The following is a 16661-nucleotide window of genomic DNA, read 5'->3' as shown; positions in this document are numbered from 1 at the left end:
CGCTCACCGGGGCCGCCCCAGTTCCGCGCGCAGGAGGCGGTGCACATTGCCCCCCATGATCTTGCCGATGTCGGTCTCGTCGCGGCCCCGGCGGATGAGTTCCGCCGTCACGAGGGGCAGTCCGGAGGGGCCTTCGAGGCCCGGCAGGACGGCGAGCGGGTCGATGTCCCCGTAGGCGAGGTCCTCGCAGCAGGGCGGGGTGACCTCGGTGATGACCTCGTACACGAAGTCGGGTCCGATGCCGACGTGGTCGATGCCCGCGACGGCGGCCACGTGCTCGATGTGGTCCCCCAGCCGCTCCACTGTCCGTGCCGCGGGGTCGGCGTCGAGGAAGGCGGGCAGGAAGTTGACGCAGACGATTCCGCCGGTGGCGGCGATGCCCCGGATCTGGTCGTCGGTGAGGTTGCGGTGGTGGTCGCGCAGGGCGCGGGCGGAGGAGTGGGAGGCGATGAGGGGGCGGGTGGCGAGTTCGAGGACATGTCCCACTCCGGCGGCGCCGAGGTGGGACACGTCGAAGATCATGCCGAGGCGTTCCATCTCCGCCAGGGCCCGCACCCCCGCCGCCGTCAGCCTGGAGCCGGTGGCGTCCTCGCCGCTGCCGTCCGCGAGCGGAGTACGTCCCCAGTGGGCGAGGGACGCCATGCGCACGTCCAGGCGGTGGAGGGTGTGGAACAGCTCGATGTCCGCGTCGATGCCGGGTGCGCTCTCCAGGGCCAGGACGAGCGCGATCTTCGACTCCGCGAGCGCCGCGTCGATCTCGTCGCCGTCGCGGCACAGTGTCACGGTGTCCGCGTTGCCCTCGGCCAGCACATGGGCGGCCTCGATCATGCGCAGGGTGCGGCGCAAGGCGCCTTCGGGGCGGTACGGGTCGTCGATGAAGACGGGCAGCACCTGGATGTCGACCCCGCCGGTTTGGAGCTGGGGCAGCCAGCGCTCGCGGAAGAACTCCGCCCAGCGGGCCGGAGGCCGGGCGGTCACCGCTTCCAGCAGGTCGTTGTGGGTGTCGGCGACAACGGCTCGGTGGTGGAGGTCGGCGGTCACTTCACAGCCTTCCGGTGTGTGGTGGCTTGGCACCCGGGGTCAGAGACGGGGCCCGGCGGTACCGGGGTCCTTCGCGGCCCGGTCGCCCAGGAGATAGCGCAGGCCATTGGCGAAGGCGCGTCGCCAGCCGGCGTGTTCATGGGCGCCGGGGAACTCGTCGTACGCGACGTCGTAGCCCTTGGCGGTCAGCACGCTGCGCAGATGGCGGTTGGCTGCCAGCAGGGTGATGCCGAAGGGCAGTGGCTGGTTCTCCAGTGTTCCGGCGCTCACCCAGTAGCGGGTGGGGGTCACGGGGTCGGCGGCGATCTGCCGGGTGAGCCACTCGGGTTCAGCGTCGCGGCCCATGGAGTGCGTGCTTTCGTCGCCGCCGAAGCCGTCCTTCTGGCCCCACCAATGGGAGCCGGAGAGGGAGAGCACCCTGCCGATGGCATCGGGCCTGCTGTGAGCGAGCCAGACGGAGCCGAGGCCGCCGTAGCTGGCGCCGGTGGCGACCGTACGGGACGGGTCCTCGCCGGCGCCGTACTCGGCGCGCAGCCAGGGCAGGAGTTCATCGGCGTACTGGGTCACGAGATCGGGGTTGCAGCACATCTCCACCATGCGTGACATGGGGTTCTTGTTGTGGACGAAGGCGGCGACGGTCGGCGGGATCGCTCCGGCCTCGATGAGGTTGTCGAGGATGACCGGGTAGTTCTCCACCTGGTACTCGCCGTCGAGGAGGAACACCAAGGGGTACTCGCCCCGGCCGCGCTCGTATCCGGCGGGGGTGTAGACGGTGATGATCCGCTCGTTGCCGAACACCTCGGAACGTACCCGGTGTTCGGTGAGGGTGCCGGGGGTGCGGCTGGGGCCGAACCAGGTCTCGGTGTCCGCGCCGGGCAGGGTGAGCACGGAGTCCTTGGCGTTCTGATCGAACTCGGGGCCCAGGTGGATGATGTCGGCGGTGACGCGGTCGGGGTTGAACGGGTCGTGGTGCGAACAACGGGCACGCTGGAGGGCGAATTCATGCAGCGTGTTCTCCTCCTGGACGAGTTTCATCATGTCGTCCGTCGACACCCTGGTGCTCGGGTCGTTGACGGCGAAGGTGTACAGGACCGACAGGCGGTCGTCGGTGACCGGGAGCGACAGGTACCAGACGTCGGTGCCCGCGACCCTCTCCATCTGCGCCACCCGGCCCTCGTCGTCCATGGTGAGCTGAGAGGCGACGGCGATGTGCTCGGCCGGGCCGATCCAGACGAAGGTGACGAGATGGCCGCCGTCGGGGAGCGCGTCGAGCAGCGGCCCGCCCGCCTTGGTCAGGGCGTCGGTGAGTGCGTCGAGGGCTCCGTCCTGGCCGGCCGCGACAGCGCTCAGGAGTTGGGGGGCGAGTGCGGATGCGGGTACGGACGTGGGTGTGGGTGCGGGTGTGGTCACGTTTAGCTCCTCGTGCGGTGATCGGGAGTCGGTTCACCGGAGAACCGGGAGAGGACGGTGGCCCGGTCCAGGGTGGGACAGGTGCGATGTGTGTGATTCCGGGTGCGGGGCCGGGTCAGGCGTGGATGGTGGGGGCTGGTTCGGTGGTGGGCCGGGGCGAGGTGGCCGTCCCTCGTCCGGGGACCCGCCAGGCGAGCAGGATGGCGAGCGCGGTGATGGCTCCCCCGGCCAGGAAGGTGTTGGTGTAGCTGGCGTCCGTGGGGACCGGGATCGGCGACCCTTCGGCGTAGCGGGAGATGATCGCCGCGGCGATCTGCACGCCGAGGAGTATGCCGACGGACCGGGCGATGAAGTTGATGCCGGTGGCCGCGCCGGTGTCCTTGGGCTCCACGGATTCCACCGTTCCGTTGTAGAGGGCGGTGCCGCTCATGGCCGCGCCGACGCCGAGCAGGACGACGAGCAGGATCAGGTGCCATGGCTCGCTGTGCCGGTAGGCGGCGAACACCAGGGCGGCCGTGGCGATCACGAGTCCGGCGGTGAGGACCGTACGGGAGCCCAGGCGGCGGCAGAGCAGGCCGGCCAGTGGCCCGACCAGCACGGAGACCAGAGCGGCGGGAAGCATGTACAGGCCGGTGTCGGTGATCGTCCCGCCGAGCCCGTAGCCGGACTGCTCGGGGGCGAGCACGATCTGCGGGATGGACAGCACCGACACCGCGTAGCCCAGGCCGAGCACCAGAGCGGCCAGCGTGCCGCTGAGCACCGCGGGACGCCGGAGGAACCGCACATTGACGATCGGGTTCTCGACACGGAGTTCGACCCGCACCCAGAGCGCCCCGAGGGCCGGGAACGCGGCGAACAGCCCGAGGACGAGCGGGGACGACCAGCCCCAGTCGGACACTTTCGACAGGGCGAACGTGAGACAGAACAGGGTGGCCGCGAGCAGTGCGGCGCCGGTCCAGTCGATACTGTCGGCGCTGGTGTCCGGGGACTTGCCCGCGGTGCCGTCCAGGGCCGCGCCACCCGGCGAAGGGGCGGTACGGGGCATGATCCAGTAGGCGATCAGGGTGGCCGTGCCGATGACGATGGCGGGCAGGCCGAAGATCCACCGCCAGGACAGGTTCTCGGCGATGGGCCCGGCGAGCACCACGCCTACGCCGCCGCCGAAGGAGAACAGCCCGACCAGCAGCCCGATACCGAACGAACGTTTCTGCTCGGGGAAGTTCTCCCGCACGATGACAAAGCCCAGCGGCAGGACGGCGGTACCGATGCCCTGGATCGCCAGTGCGGCGATCAGCAGCGGGAAGGACTGGGTGAGCGCGGACAGCGACGCCCCGGCCACCCCCGCGCAGCCCACGGCGAGCAGCATGCGGCGGCCGCCGTAGCGGTCGGCCAGGGAACCCACGAGCGGGACCGCCAGCGACGCGGTGATGGCGATCGAACTGAGCAGCAGGGCGCCTTCAGCCGTGGTGAGCGTCAGAGCGGCCTGGATGACGGGCAGCGCGGGAAGCAGCATGGAGTCCAGCAGCCCGGTGACGACGACGAACACGGCCGTCAGGGCGAGGACAGAGGTGCCGGACTGTGGTGACGCGACGCTGGGTGGTGTGAGTGTCTCGGACATGAGTGCTCCGGGTCTCCGAGGATGGGTGAGGGCGAGCGGCGGCGACGGTCCTGGGTGGTGCCGGTTGAGGAGCCCCGTACGAGGGTGGAGGCGGAGAAGGCCATCCGGTCGGTGATCGGCCTCGGGCCGTGGTGATCCGGTCGGTGATCAGCCCCGCGCGATGGTGATCCGGTCGGTGTGATCGGCCACGGGCTGTGGTGATCCGGTCGGTGATCAGTCGCGGGTGGCGTTGATCCAGTAGGTGATGAGGGGCGGCTGTGGTGGTCCGGTCAGCGATCAGCCCGGACCGTGGTGATCCAGTCGGTGACGAGGTCGTCGAGCACACCGAGCGGCACGGCGCCATGGCCGATGACCTCGTGGTGGAAGTCCTTGATGGCGAAGCGGTCACCGAGGGCGTGGCGGGCGCGTTCACGGTGGGCGAGGATCTCGCGGCGGCCGATCATGTAGGCGGTGGCCTGGCCGGGCCAGGCGATGTAGCGGTCGATCTCGTTGCGGACATTGGCCTTGGTGGTGGCCGTGTTGTCCCGCATGTAGGCGACGGCCTGCTTGCGGGACCAGCCGAAGTGGTGCATCCCGGTGTCCACGACCAGCCGGCAGGCGCGGACCGCGTCCAGCGACAGCATCCCGAACCGGGTGAGGTACGAGCTGTAGAGGCCCATCTCGTCGGCGAGGCGCTCGGTGTACAGGCCCCAGCCCTCCAGGTGCGCGGTCATCTGGCCGGCCGTCTTCCGGCGGAACTCGGGCAGCTGACGCAGGGTCTGGGCGACGGCGAGCTGGAGGTGATGGCCGGGGATGCTCTCGTGGAAGGCGAGCGCCTCGTACTCGTACCGGAACTTCGTCTCGGGACGGATCGTGTTGATCCAGTGGGTGCCCGGCAGCCCCGGCCCGCCGGGCGGCTGGTAGTACGCCAGCGGCGCGGTCTCGGCCGAGAGCGGGTCGACCTCGCGGGTCACGCAGTCGCCGATGTCATACGTGCGGAACCAGGCGGGCACGGCGCCCCGGGCGCGCTCCAGCGCCTCTTCGACCAGCGCGACGATCTCCTGCGCACGCGAGAACCGCAGTGACGGGTCCTCCCGCAGGGCGGCCAGCGTCTCCTCGGCGGTCCGGGTCTTCAGCACCTTGGCGCCCAGTTCGGCGAACTCCTCGCGCAGCGCGGCCACGGTCTCCAGCCCGATCCGGTGCACCTCCTCCGGGCTCAGGCCGGGCCGGGTGTGCCGGCCGACGGCATCCGCGTACGCCTCGGTCCCACCGGGGACATGGCACACTCCCGCCTCGGAGTCCGGCCGGGCGACATCGGCGAGCCTGGCCAGGCCCTCGCGGTACCGCAGGATGGACGGCCGCACCACGTCCCGGACGAGTGCGCGGCCCTTCTCCCCTTCCGGCATGTCCTGCACCGTGCGCACCATGGCGTCATCGTCGAGATCGATGGCGAGGTGGCCGTCCAGTTGGGCCAGCGCGCTGTCCACACCGCTGCGCAGGGGGCGGCGGCCCTGCGCTGCCGCCTCCTGGTGGCACCGGAGCGTGCCGTCGAAGAATCCGGGGAGCGCGGCGAGCCGCTCCAGGTAGTCCGGCGCGCCCGCGTCGTCCACGGGGGTCATGGCGAGCGACTGGAAGACAAGATTCTGGGGGGCCGTGACACTGGCGGAGACCGCGAAGTCGGTGAGCCCGTGCTCGATCTCGCTCGCACCGCAGTCGATCAGACTGCGCAGTACGCCGTAGGTGACCCGGTCCTCACCTGTCAGGTCCTCCCAGGGCACGGCGGTCAGCCGCTTCCCCAGATCGATCAGACCGGACCGATGCCTTTCGGCAGCCTCCGGCGACGGGTCGGGCACCTCATGGCTGTGACCGGCGACCCCCATGAGGGGTGCGGCGAACGGGTCGAACGCCATCTCGGCGGCGAAGTACTCGGCGGCCAGATCGGAGAGTTCCGCCTGAGGGTCCTGCTCGGCCATGTGTTGCTCCCTGTGTCGGCAGTGCGACGGCAGTGTGATGTCGGGATTGCGATGTCGGGATTGCGATGCAGCGAGTATTCGATCCCACTCGCTGCAGTGTCAATACACTGCGCCATTCAGTTCTGGATGAATGACGGCTAGGGGATACACTTCCGACATGACTCGGGACCAACAGGCGCAGCTGCGGTTCGCCGACGTGGTGGCCACACTGCTCGGAGCCGACGTGCCGCCCATGGCGGGCAGGATGGTCGGAATACTCCTCATCGCGGAGGAGCCCCGGCTGGCCACCAAACAGCTCGCGGCGCGCATGGAAGCCAGCCCGGTGACCGTCTCCAGCATGGGAAGACTGCTGCGCCGGCTGAACATGGTCGAACGGACGGTGTCCCCCGAGACCCGGCAGGACGAGTTCAGCCTGCGCTCGGCCCACTGGCCCGACGTCTACCAGGAAAACGCACGCGAGGTGGCCCGGCTGGTGGCGATCCTCGACGAGCAACTCGCCGACGCCGGACTCCCCGACGCACCCAGGGTCCGCATTCTCGAAATGCGCAACTTCCACGCCTTTCTCCTGGCCAACATCCCCGAACTGCTCGACCGGTTCGCCCGGTGGCGTGCCGAGCACGGCCCGCTCGCCGTGTTCCCCGCGACCGACGACACCCCCTCGGCGGCAGAGCCTCAAAGCGGACAGGACGCCGGGCGCCCCCGCCCCGAGCGATGACGGAGAGCGAAGATCCGCAGCAGGTGGGTCCCGACCACGCCTCCGCGATGACCGAGGCGGTCTGGCGCGGCGGATGGTACCGACAGTACCGTGGGTACCATGACCAAAGCCATGAACCTGCGCTTCCCTGACCCGGCTCAGCGTGCCGCGATCGAGTCCGCCGCGAGGCAGGAGGGTGTCAGCCTCCAGGAGTACATCCTCTCCGCGGCCTACGACCGTGCGACGGCCGTGGAGAAGCACTTCCTCGACGCGTTCCGGGAGTCGATGGACCGCAGCGGTGACGCTTTCGACGAGGACATCCGCCCGGCCGGGTCCGGCGCGGCGCAACGCGCCGACGACCTGGAAGCGCGTCTTGAGCTTGAGGCGCTCCAGGAGCGGGGCCACGCCGCGTGACCGAGAACAATCCCGCCCACCCCCTTGACGTGGCATTTCTTCTGCATGCCGCCGAGTTGCTGCCGGGTGATCCCCAAGTGGACGACTACGGTCCGCTGTATGCGGCGGTCGCGCGGGTGAACGCCCGCGCGATGGAGCGTGAGGTGTACGGTTCCGTCTTCCTCAGGGCAGCGGCGCTCCTCGAAACGCTGGCGCGGCTGCCGTGCCTGGAGCATTCCAACGAGCGGTTCGCATGGCACTCCACGGAGGCGTACCTGGTGTTGAACGGGTACCGACTCGACTACCCACCGAAGGAGGCGGTCGCGCTGGTACGTGACACCGCGTCCGGCGCGAAGGGCGTCGGGCTGATCGGCCGTCAACTGCGGGCATGGAGGATCACCTGAGTCGCGTAGCCCGGCAGCCGGTCGGTTCGGGTCAGCCGGTCTCGGCCTTCGCCTGAGGGCGAGAGGGGGCGGCGGTGAAGCTGGCGCCTCTTCATCGGCGAAACGACCGTCAAGACCCACCTCGGCCGCGTCCTGACCGAACTCGGCCTGAGGGACCGTATCCGCGCGGTGATCTTCGCCTACGAAAGCGGCCTGGTGAGGGCCGGTGACTGAGCGGCGACAGCAAGGGAACCTGTGGCCCCGGCCTTGGGTGAGATGCCCGCCGGGCGGGACTGGGAGGTGCTCACCCGGCGTCTGGACGCCCTGGACCTCTGCTCCCTGATCCGCGAGCGCGGCTGGGGATGGCACAGCCACCCCTATCGGCTCCGCCGCACACCGCTCCCCGGGGCGTGGAGTGTGCAGCCGATCTGGGCTGCACACTCCACGCCCCCAAGGACTCAAGCGGGCCGTGCCGTCTCCGCGACTACACGCTGGTCGGCTCCCAGACCGGCAGCCACAGGTCGTTGTCCTCGCCCTGGCTGGAACAGGTGTACTGGATCAGCGGGTTGCCCTCGCCCGTGCCGCCCTTGACGTTGAGGCACTTGCCGCTGTGGCGGGCCACGAGCTGATAGCCGTTCCCCTTCGCGACGAACCGCCACTGCTGGTGTTGGCCGGTGTCACAGGTCCACTGGATGATCTCGGTCTCGTCGGCGGTGTCACCGTTCTTCACGTCCAAGCACTTGCCGCTGTGCACGGACGCGAAGCGCACATAGCCGCCGCCCAGGTCCTCGGCGGTCCAGCGGGCGCTGCCGCCGAAGGAGAAGGCCCCCTGGACGACCGCGGCACCGTCCTCGACGGAAGCCCCCTGCACCTCGGCGAGCTGCTCGGCGTCGGAGGCCAGCCGCAGGGTCAGCTGCCGCAGCGGGGGCGGTGCCGCCTGCTGGGACGCCGCGGCACCGGCCGGGGCGGCCGGAACCGCCAGGAGGGCCGCCGTCGCCACGGACACACCTGCACCGGCCAGCCATTTGCGAGGAACGGACATACTTGACTCCTATCGGGTGAAAGGGCACACAAAGCACCGATTTCTCATCGGCCAGTGGGACCCTAGAGCCAAGCTCACCACCCAGCCATCCCCCTCAGGAGCTACGTGCCGCTCACGCCATTGACACCTGGCAGGTGGCAGGCCCGGCGGCGGCGACGCTTGTCGCGCCTTTCACGATTCCCCTCGCGCAGGCGTACGGGATTTCATGAGCGGCTGAATTCGGGTGCCGAAGTTCTCCACACCTTCAAGGAATTCATCGAAGACCAGAATGATCCCCTTGACACCGTGGACCTCGCTGATCTGGTCGAGCATCCTCGCGACGGTCTCGTACGATCCGACGAGCGTGCCCATATTGAGGTTCACGGCCCCCTCGGGCAGCGCCACGGTTTTCGCCGTCGAGGAATCGTCGGCGTCCTTGTCCCGGGCCGTCTGATCGGTCAGATACCCCAGTGCCGCGAGGTCGGCGTGGTCGTGGTAGTCCTTCCACTTCGCCTGCGCGGCGCTGTCGGTCTCCTCCGCGATGATCATGAACAGCGCGAAGGCGCCGACGTCCCGGCCGGCCGTACGCGCTTGTTCGGCGAGCGTGGCCGTGGCCGCGGAGAGGGCGAGCGGGGTGTTGACCCCGCTGCCCAGAATGAAGTTCCCGTCGGCGTACTCGGCGGCGAACCTCATCCCCGTACCGCTCTGCCCCGCGGCGAGGATGTCGATGTGCCCGTCCGCCGGGCGCGGCGACAGGACGCAGCCGTCCATCCGGTAGTACTCGCCCTGGAAATCACTGGTGCCCTCGCTCCACAACTGCCGCAGCACAGTGACGTATTCGGCGGCACGCGCGTAACGGGTGGCGAAGTGTTCGTCTCCGGGCCACAGGCCCATCTGGGCGTACTCGGCGGGCGCCCAGCCGCTGACAATGTTGACGCCGGCCCGGCCGGGGGCGACCGAGTCGATGGTCACCGCCATCCGCGCGGCCATCGCCGGGGGCAGGGCGAGGATGGGGGCGGAGGCGTACAGCCTGATCCGGTCCGTCACGGCGGCCAGCGCCGCCGTCAGGGTGAACGACTCAAGACAGTGGTCCCAGAATTCCGTCTCGCCACCGAAACCCTTGAGTTTGATCATCGATAACGCGAAGTCCAGGCCATGCTTCTCGGCCCGCTGCACGATGGCCCTGTTCAGTTCGAAGGTCGGCATGTACTGCGGAGAACTCTTCGAAATGAGCCAGCCGTTGTTCCCGATGGGGAGGAAGACCCCGATGTCCATGTCACTCCTCGGTCACCGGGGCGGGCGACGCACAGACCGTTTCCCGCCCCTGTGGCGTGTGGTCGGGAGGGTCACCGTCGTCGTACGGCCCACAGCCGGTCGCCCTCGCTGCGGGTCACCTTACTGCGGGTGTCCCCGTCGCCGGACGGGCCGTGTCAGTCGGCCATGTCGAACCGGGGCTCGCCGCTCCGGGTGCGCTTGACCTCGTAGAAGCCGGGAACCGTGGCCATGAGGTGGAAGCCGTCCCACAGCCGGCCCGCCATCTCCCCGGTGGGAGCCGGCGACACGACCGGCCCGAAGAAGCCGACCCGCTCGCCGTCGGGCGCGGCGAGCGACATCACGGGGGTGCCGATGTCGCCGCCGGCCAGGGCGACGGCCTGGGCGTGCGAGGAGCGGATCGCGTCGTCGTGGGCGGTTGACTCGGCGGCCTGGGCCAGTTCCTCGGGGAGCCCGGCATCCGCCAGGGCGGCCGTGAGGTTCCCCCAGTCGCCCTGGAGGTGGAAGCGGGTGCCCATCGCGGTGAAGAGGTCACCCAGCGCCCGCTGCCCGAACCGCTCCGCCACGGCGGCGCAGACGCGTACCGGCGCCCACATGTAGTCCTCCCACTCACCCTCGGGGTTGTCGTCCCGGTGCTCGTTGAGCACCGAGAGACTCATCACCCGCCAGTGGACGGTCACCGGACGCACCTTGGTGACCTCCACCAGCCACCGCGAGGTGATCCAGGTGTACGGGCACACGGGGTCGAACCAGAAGTCCACGCTTCGCCGTTCAGTCATGCGACCGACCCTCACACAGTGTCCGGTCCGAAGGCTAGCGCGGGGTGCGGCCCGCCGTGGGACGCCTCAGATGTGGCGCACGGCCTCGTCGTAGCTCAGGCGTGGCAGCCGGTCGAACCACGGGTCGCTGCCGGGATGGCCGATGTTGACGACGAGGAACGAGTGCCAGTCGGCCTCGGGGAAGAACTCCGCGTCGATTCCGTCGGCGTCGAACCCGCCCAGTGGCCCGGCGGCCAGGCCGACCGCCCGGACGGCGAAGAGGAAGTAGGCGGCCTGGAGCCATCCGCTTCCCGTGCCGATCCGCCCGTGCAGCTCGGGGTCGTTCTCCAGGGCGTCGCGCAGTTCCGGGCGGAAGGGCAGCAGGCGGGGAATGTGGTGGTGGTAGGTGTTGTCGACGGCAAGGACGGCGTTGACCGGGGCGGATTTCGCCTTGGTGGTGTTTCCGGGGTCCAGGTGCGGCAGCAGCCGGTCCTTGCCGTCGGGGGTGGTGAGGTAGAGGACGCGCAGGGGCAGGGTGTTGGCCCAGGTCGGTCCCCATTTCATCAGCTCGTAGATCTCCTTGAGCTGGTGCTGGGACACGGGACGCTCGCTGAAGTTGTTGACGGTGCGTGCGTGGGTGAAGAGGGTGGCGCGGCCGTTCTCGTCGAGCCTGGAGAGAGTGATCTCTCCGTCTTCGGGCGTGGGGTTGTCGGACATGGTGATGGGGCTCCCTTTCGGAGTTCTCGGTGCCGGTCGGCTATCGCTGGATCGCCTTCACTTCCAGGAATTCCTCCAGGCCGTAGCGGCCGAGTTCACGGCCGTTGCCGGACTGCTTGTAGCCGCCGAACGGTGCCAGAGGGTTGAACGCGCCGCCGTTCACGTCCACCTGGCCGGTGCGCAGGCGCCGGGCCACCGCCAGGGCGTGCTCCGGCTCGCCGAACACCGCGCCGGCCAGACCGTAGATCGAGTCGTTGGCGATCCGTACCGCCTGCTCCTCGTCGGCGTACGGGATCACCGAGAGCACCGGGCCGAAGATCTCCTCCTGGGCGATCACCGCGTCCGGGGCGACGTGGCCGAACACGGTGGGGTGCACATAGGCGCCGTCCGCCATGTCCTGCACCGGGCCCGGCCCACCGAAGACCAGAGTGGCTCCGTCCGCCACACCACGCTCGATGTAGCCGTTCACCCTGCTCTGGTGGGCCGCCGAGGACATGGGGCCGACGCGGGTGCTCTCCTGGGCCGGGTCACCCAGGGTGTGCTTGGCGGCGGCCGCGGCCAGAGCCTCCACGATCTCGTCGTGCCGGGCGGCGGGCACCAGCATCCGTGTCCAGGCGGTGCACGTCTGGCCGCCGTTGGCAAAGGCGTTGGCCAGTCCCAGCTTCACGGCCTGGGCCAGATCGGCGTCGTCCAGGATGACGTTCGCGGACTTGCCGCCCAGTTCCAGCGCCACCCGTTTCACGTTCTGCGCCGCGACCACGGACACCCGCTTGCCGGCCCCGGTCGACCCGGTGAAGGACACCATGTCCACGTCCGGGTGGGCCGCGAGGGCCTCGCCGGCCACCGGACCGGTGCCGTGCACGAGGTTGAACGCCCCGGCGGGCAGTCCGGCCGCCTCGGCGATCTCGCCCAGGACGACGGCGGTCAGCGGGGCGATCTCGGACGGCTTGAGCACCACGGTGTTGCCGCCGAGCAGCGCCGGCGCGACCTTGGAGACGATCTGGTGCAGCGGGTAGTTCCAGGGGGTGATCGCCCCGACCACGCCGATCGGCTCGCGCACCACCAGGGAGTTGCCGATCTCCTCGGTCCACGGGAAGTCGGTGGCCACCGCGGCGACCCCGGCGGAGGTGGCGGCGGGTACCCCCGCCTGCACCGCGCGCGAGAAGCGGATCGGCGAGCCCATCTCGGCCGTGATGCTGGCGGCGATCTCGTCGCGGCGTGTGGTGATGCCGTCGGCGATGCGCCGCACCACGGCGATCCGTTCTTCGAGCGCCGTGGCGGACCAGCCCGCAAGTGCCGCGCGGGCCGCGGCCACCGCGGTGTCCACGTCGGCGGCCGTGCCCGCGGGTACGGTGGCGATCGCCTTGCCGGTGGCCGGGTTCACCACGTCGATGTGCTCGCCGTGGCCGTGCACCCGGCGGCCGTTGATCCAGTGCGGGGAACGCTCAGCCATGGACCCGCTCCCCCCTCTTGAGGATCGGGCCGGTGCTGACGGAGCGGCGCGACGGGCGCCGGCCGGGCGCGAGCCCGGCCGGACCGGCGCCGATGATGCCGGGAGCGGTACGCGGGGTGGTGCGCATCGTGGGGCGGTGTCCTTCCTGGAGATGATTCCCGAACACGGTCCTGAGGTCGGACCCTGAGCGGTTCTTCGGTAGGGGGTGGCCGACCGGGCAGGGGCCGTGCCGTGCGTCGGGCTACTTGCCCTCGAAGCGAGGCGTACGGCGCTCGATGAACGAGGCCGCTGCTTCGGCCGCGTCCGCCGTGGCGACGGTGAATGCCTGGCGGCCGCTTTCCACTTCGAGGTAGGTGGCGATGTCCATCGATTCGGCGTCGATCAGATTCTGTTTCATGGCGGACAGCGCGAGCGGTGCCCGCGAGGCCAGGCCCTCGGCCACCGAGCGCACTTCGGGCAGCAGCTCCGCGCCGGGATGAATGCCGGTGACCAGCCCCACCCGTTGGGCGTCGGCGGCGTCGAATCGCTCCGACAGCAGGAACAGGGACCGGGTCAGCTGCGCACCCAGGGTCCGGGTGGCGAACCAGATGCCACCGAAGTCACCCGACACGCCCGCGCCGAGGAACGCGGTGCTGAAGCGCGCCGAATCTGCCGCGTACCGAAGGTCGCAGGCGAGCGCGAGCGACAACCCGGCCCCGGCACAGGCGCCGTTGATGGCGGCGATCGTGACCTGCGGCATCGTGTACAGCAGCTGACTTGCCCGTACGAAGGTCCGCAGCCTGCGGTGCTGGCTGGTCAGGGGCGGTGCGCCATTGATCTCGTCGAGCCCGGCGGACAGGTCACCGCCGGCACAGAACGCCTTGCCGTTGCCCGTCAGGAGCACGACCCGCACCTCACGGTCGGCCGCTATGTCTTCGAGGGCGGTCAGCAGTCCATCCAGCAGCCCGGACGTCATGCTGTTCATCCGTGCCGGGCGATTCAACCGGACCGTCGCGATCGCCCCCTCCCGGCTCACCTGGACCGCGTCATTCACCACAGCCGACATCGGGACTCCGTTCGCATGCATCGATTTCAGCCGGCCGGTCATGGGTGCACCGCGTTCCCTCCGGGAGCACCTGGTGGTTCTCCGGGGGTTCCTGGCGGGTCATGTCGGCCGGGTGGCCATGATGGGCGGCGATCACAGTCCGGCGCTTGGTCGCGATGCCCAAGACCGCGGGGACGCTTTGCACGGATCGCCCAAGCCGCGTCTTCGTCACGGTGGCGCGTCACACGGGCTCGAACCACGGCTGAGCGCAGCACGCTGACAAGCGCATCACGGTGACACACGAATCGCCGTTTCGCGTAGAGCGGTGACACGAATCGGAGTCGTCTGAACCACGATTGCACGAATCGCGCAAAGATCGCCCGCAGCGCTGTCCAGGATTGTGCAAGGAGGCCAAGCCCATGCGGTCTGGCCTGTGGTGATGATACCGGAATACGAGGAGCCGACACCGAGGGAATGACCCGGGTGGGGAAACCTGGCAGCTGCCGAAAAGGATCCGGTATTCCTGGTTCGCAGGTCACTCTCTCAGAATGACGTCGTGTCTTCCATCGCATCCATAGGCGAAAGTGGTGACTCATGGCAACGATGCCCTGGGACGAGCTGGTTCAATTCTGTCGGCAGCTCGGTCAAAACCTCATAGGCAAAGAGTTGTACGTCGTGTTCTCCGACCCGGTCGATGGTCTGGACCCGGTGCTGAAGAACCTCGAACCCCATCTGGCGTATCAGATCAAGTTGCAGGACGATGGCGTGATGTTCGCCGCGGGGCCGCTCTCCAGCGAGGGGGGCACGGAGTACAACGGGCACGGCGTTTTCGTCTATCACGCGGAGTCGATCGACGACGCCACCCGGATCGCCGCGTCGGACCCGATGCACCAGGCGGGTGCCCGGACGTTCCGCGTGCTGCCCTGGCTGCTCAACGAAGGCACGCTGCGGGCGTGAGTGCGAGCCAGGACCCGAGCCGTAGCTCGCGGGTTCACTGGCTCGCGGGTTCACTGACGATCGGCCGCAGCGGCTGGTGAGGACGCCACCGTCGCCACATGGCGCCGGCCGGCCCGTCGGCCCACCCCGACCGACTCACCAGCTCACCAGCGCCAGGCGCACGACGTGGGGACCTCATGTCGGCGCGCCGCCGCTGGACGCCGGGACGCCGAGCCAGTACCGCTGCGCCCTCGGACCGATTCCCGGCGGGACCGGCCCCCGCCACCACACCTGGGTGGACCGGGCCGCCGTACGGCCGTACCCGCGAGCGCCGCCGGAACCCGGGCGCATCCCGCCCCGCACGGCGACATGCCGAGGTGTCGGCGGTGAGCGGACGTCCGCCTCTTCGTTCACGCGGACCGGCGCGGTACCGTCGGTGCCCGCCGCTTTGCCACCACCCATCACGCGCGATCACCCGCGCCGCTCCCTCGCGTCCGGCTCATCGTCGGCCCGGCCTCCTCCCGCCGACGAGCCGACCGCGATCCCCCGCGGTTTCAGCCGACAGGAGACCCATCATGTCCCAAGCCATGCCAGCCCCCGCGAGAAGCAGACCCAAGGCCGAGACACCCGCGCCTGACCTCCCCATGCGCACGATCGTGACCGGCTCACTGATCCTCCTCTTCTCCTACCTGCTCAACGCCATGGACCGGCAGGTCTTCGGCCCGCTCCTGCCCGGCATCCGCGAGGAGTACGGCTTCTCACTCGCCCAGGGCGGCACGCTCGCCACCGTCTTCACCCTGGGGATGGCCGTCGCCGGGATCCCCACCGGCTATCTCCTGGACCGCTTCAGCCGTAAGACGGTCATCCTCGTCAGCATCGTCATCTACTCGCTCGGCACCCTGGCCACGCCCCTGGCCACCGGCTTCGCCGACATGACCGTGTACCGGATCGTGTCCGGGTTCGGCGAGGGCATGCAGACGGCGGCGCTGTTCGCGGCCATCGGCGCGTTCTTCTCCCACAACCGCACCTTCGCCCTCGGCTGCGCGGGTACCGCCTACGGGCTGGGGACCTTCATCGGACCGCTCGCCGGGGTCCAGATGCAGACCTCGCTCGGTTCCTGGCGTCTCCCCTTCGTGGTACTGGGGGCGGCCGGCCTCGTCATCACGGCGATCGCCCTCTTCGCCGTCAACCGCGGCCTCACCGAGCGCGCCGACGAGCGCCCGGCCTCCATCGCGGGCCACACCCATCTGCCCGCCTCCCCCTACAACCGCGACAGCCTGGCCCTGGCACTCAGCGCCGCCATCAGCGGGGTGGCCGTCTACGGCTTCCTCGGGCTGTACCCGACGTATCTGATCAGTCATCTGGACTACACGGCCACCCAGGCGGCACTGGCCATGAGCTTCGTGGGCTTCGGTGCCCTGCTGGCGCCGCTGGCCGGATGGCTGGGCGACCGGGTCGACCAGCGCAAAGTCCTGATCTTCGCCTACGCCGCGCTCTCGGTGACCAGCCTGTTCGTCTACCAGACGGAGGTCACCCCGGGCTGGCAGTGTCTGTTCGCGTTCTTCATGGGCGTCTTCGGCCTCGGCACGCTCTACACCAATCACAACAGCGCGATCCAGCGGGCGGTACGGCCCGACCAGGTGGGGCGCAGTACGGGACTGTTCGTCACCAGCTTCTATCTCTGCGCGGCCTTCTCCGGGCTGCTGTTCGCCTCGCTCGTGGAGGCGTCCGGCTGGGGCGCGGCCGGGCTGTGGCAGGTCACCCTGCTCCCGCTGGTGGCCATCTGTGTGGTGGCCTGTGTGCGCCGGGCCGGCTTCGGGGCGAAGGCGGCGGCCGACCGGCCCACCGACTGACGAACGTCCCTCGACCGGACGCCCCTCTCCTGGGACGCCTTCACTCCCCGTGATGCCTCCCCGCGTCACTCCCCCGGCGCCTCCCCGCGTCACCCCCGGGACGACAGCCTCGCGTCATTCCCTGGACAACACCTCG

At 69.7% G+C, this 16661-nt stretch carries 16 protein-coding genes and 1 pseudogene; 6 read left to right on the top strand and 11 right to left on the bottom strand.

Annotation, left to right across the window (positions count from 1 at the left end; translation table 11 throughout):
- Nucleotides 1-3 precede the first annotated feature (3 nt).
- The 4 genes from ACFRFC_RS27890 to ACFRFC_RS27875 form a co-directional block, all read right to left on the bottom strand.
- Nucleotides 4-1041 carry a dipeptidase gene (locus ACFRFC_RS27890; RefSeq protein WP_382693159.1) on the bottom strand — a complete coding sequence of 346 codons (1038 nt, stop codon included), beginning with the start codon at nt 1039-1041 and terminating at the stop codon, nt 4-6.
- Between the two features lie 39 nt (nt 1042-1080).
- Nucleotides 1081-2451: an alpha/beta hydrolase gene (locus tag ACFRFC_RS27885; RefSeq protein WP_382693156.1), complete on the bottom strand. Its 1371-nt coding sequence runs from the start codon at nt 2449-2451 to the stop codon at nt 1081-1083.
- Nucleotides 2452-2566: 115 nt separating this feature from the next.
- Entirely contained in the window at nt 2567-4069 is a 1503-nt protein-coding gene (locus ACFRFC_RS27880; protein ID WP_382693154.1) for an MFS transporter, read from the bottom strand.
- A 269-nt stretch (nt 4070-4338) separates the two neighbouring features.
- On the bottom strand, nt 4339-6021 hold the full coding sequence (locus ACFRFC_RS27875; protein WP_382693152.1) for a DUF885 domain-containing protein: 1683 nt from the start codon (nt 6019-6021) through the stop codon (nt 4339-4341).
- Nucleotides 6022-6178: 157 nt separating this feature from the next.
- On the opposite strand from ACFRFC_RS27875, the gene ACFRFC_RS27870 reads away from it, so the two are divergent.
- From ACFRFC_RS27870 to ACFRFC_RS27855, 4 genes and pseudogenes are all read left to right on the top strand, one after another.
- Nucleotides 6179-6736, top strand: a complete 558-nt coding sequence (locus tag ACFRFC_RS27870; RefSeq protein WP_382693151.1) for a GbsR/MarR family transcriptional regulator — start codon at nt 6179-6181, stop codon at nt 6734-6736.
- A 99-nt stretch (nt 6737-6835) separates the two neighbouring features.
- On the top strand, nt 6836-7129 hold the full coding sequence (locus ACFRFC_RS27865) for a DUF1778 domain-containing protein (RefSeq protein ID WP_382693150.1): 294 nt from the start codon (nt 6836-6838) through the stop codon (nt 7127-7129).
- A complete protein-coding gene (locus tag ACFRFC_RS27860; protein ID WP_382693149.1) occupies nt 7126-7512 on the top strand; it encodes a fic family toxin-antitoxin system, toxin component in 387 nt (128 codons plus the stop codon). The genes ACFRFC_RS27865 and ACFRFC_RS27860 overlap by 4 nt, the downstream gene beginning before the upstream one ends.
- An 87-nt stretch (nt 7513-7599) precedes the next feature.
- Nucleotides 7600-7725: pseudogene (locus tag ACFRFC_RS27855) on the top strand (DNA-binding response regulator); the annotation flags it as partial.
- A 250-nt stretch (nt 7726-7975) separates the two neighbouring features.
- Here the strand turns inward: ACFRFC_RS27855 and ACFRFC_RS27850 are convergent.
- The 7 genes from ACFRFC_RS27850 to ACFRFC_RS27820 all read right to left on the bottom strand — a co-directional run bounded on the left by ACFRFC_RS27850 (nt 7976) and on the right by ACFRFC_RS27820 (nt 13757).
- Nucleotides 7976-8533: an RICIN domain-containing protein gene (locus ACFRFC_RS27850; protein ID WP_382689303.1), complete on the bottom strand. Its 558-nt coding sequence runs from the start codon at nt 8531-8533 to the stop codon at nt 7976-7978.
- 171 nt (nt 8534-8704) lie between these two features.
- The gene (gene rutA, locus ACFRFC_RS27845) at nt 8705-9787 is read right to left on the bottom strand and encodes a pyrimidine utilization protein A (RefSeq protein ID WP_382689305.1); all 1083 of its coding nucleotides are present in this window, start codon (nt 9785-9787) and stop codon (nt 8705-8707) included.
- Nucleotides 9788-9942: 155 nt separating this feature from the next.
- On the bottom strand, nt 9943-10563 hold the full coding sequence (locus tag ACFRFC_RS27840; RefSeq protein WP_382689307.1) for a disulfide bond formation protein DsbA: 621 nt from the start codon (nt 10561-10563) through the stop codon (nt 9943-9945).
- Between the two features lie 66 nt (nt 10564-10629).
- Nucleotides 10630-11259: a malonic semialdehyde reductase gene (locus ACFRFC_RS27835; protein WP_382689309.1), complete on the bottom strand. Its 630-nt coding sequence runs from the start codon at nt 11257-11259 to the stop codon at nt 10630-10632.
- Between the two features lie 40 nt (nt 11260-11299).
- The gene (locus ACFRFC_RS27830; RefSeq protein WP_382689311.1) at nt 11300-12712 is read right to left on the bottom strand and encodes an aldehyde dehydrogenase family protein; all 1413 of its coding nucleotides are present in this window, start codon (nt 12710-12712) and stop codon (nt 11300-11302) included.
- Nucleotides 12705-12839: a hypothetical protein gene (locus ACFRFC_RS27825; protein ID WP_382689312.1), complete on the bottom strand. Its 135-nt coding sequence runs from the start codon at nt 12837-12839 to the stop codon at nt 12705-12707. The genes ACFRFC_RS27830 and ACFRFC_RS27825 overlap by 8 nt, the downstream gene beginning before the upstream one ends.
- 114 nt (nt 12840-12953) lie before the next feature.
- On the bottom strand, nt 12954-13757 hold the full coding sequence (locus ACFRFC_RS27820; RefSeq protein WP_382689314.1) for an enoyl-CoA hydratase-related protein: 804 nt from the start codon (nt 13755-13757) through the stop codon (nt 12954-12956).
- A gap of 573 nt (nt 13758-14330) precedes the next feature.
- Here ACFRFC_RS27820 and ACFRFC_RS27815 point away from each other — a divergent pair.
- Together ACFRFC_RS27815 and ACFRFC_RS27810 are read left to right on the top strand one after the other, a co-directional pair.
- On the top strand, nt 14331-14693 hold the full coding sequence (locus ACFRFC_RS27815; protein ID WP_382689316.1) for a YciI family protein: 363 nt from the start codon (nt 14331-14333) through the stop codon (nt 14691-14693).
- Nucleotides 14694-15316: 623 nt separating this feature from the next.
- Nucleotides 15317-16525: an MFS transporter gene (locus ACFRFC_RS27810; protein WP_382689317.1), complete on the top strand. Its 1209-nt coding sequence runs from the start codon at nt 15317-15319 to the stop codon at nt 16523-16525.
- Nucleotides 16526-16661: the final 136 nt, after the last annotated feature.

Source organism: Streptomyces sp. NPDC056734 (assembly GCF_042790455.1).
Classification (GTDB): Bacteria; Actinomycetota; Actinomycetes; order Streptomycetales; family Streptomycetaceae; genus Streptomyces.
This window is presented reverse-complemented; position numbering and strand designations above follow the sequence as displayed.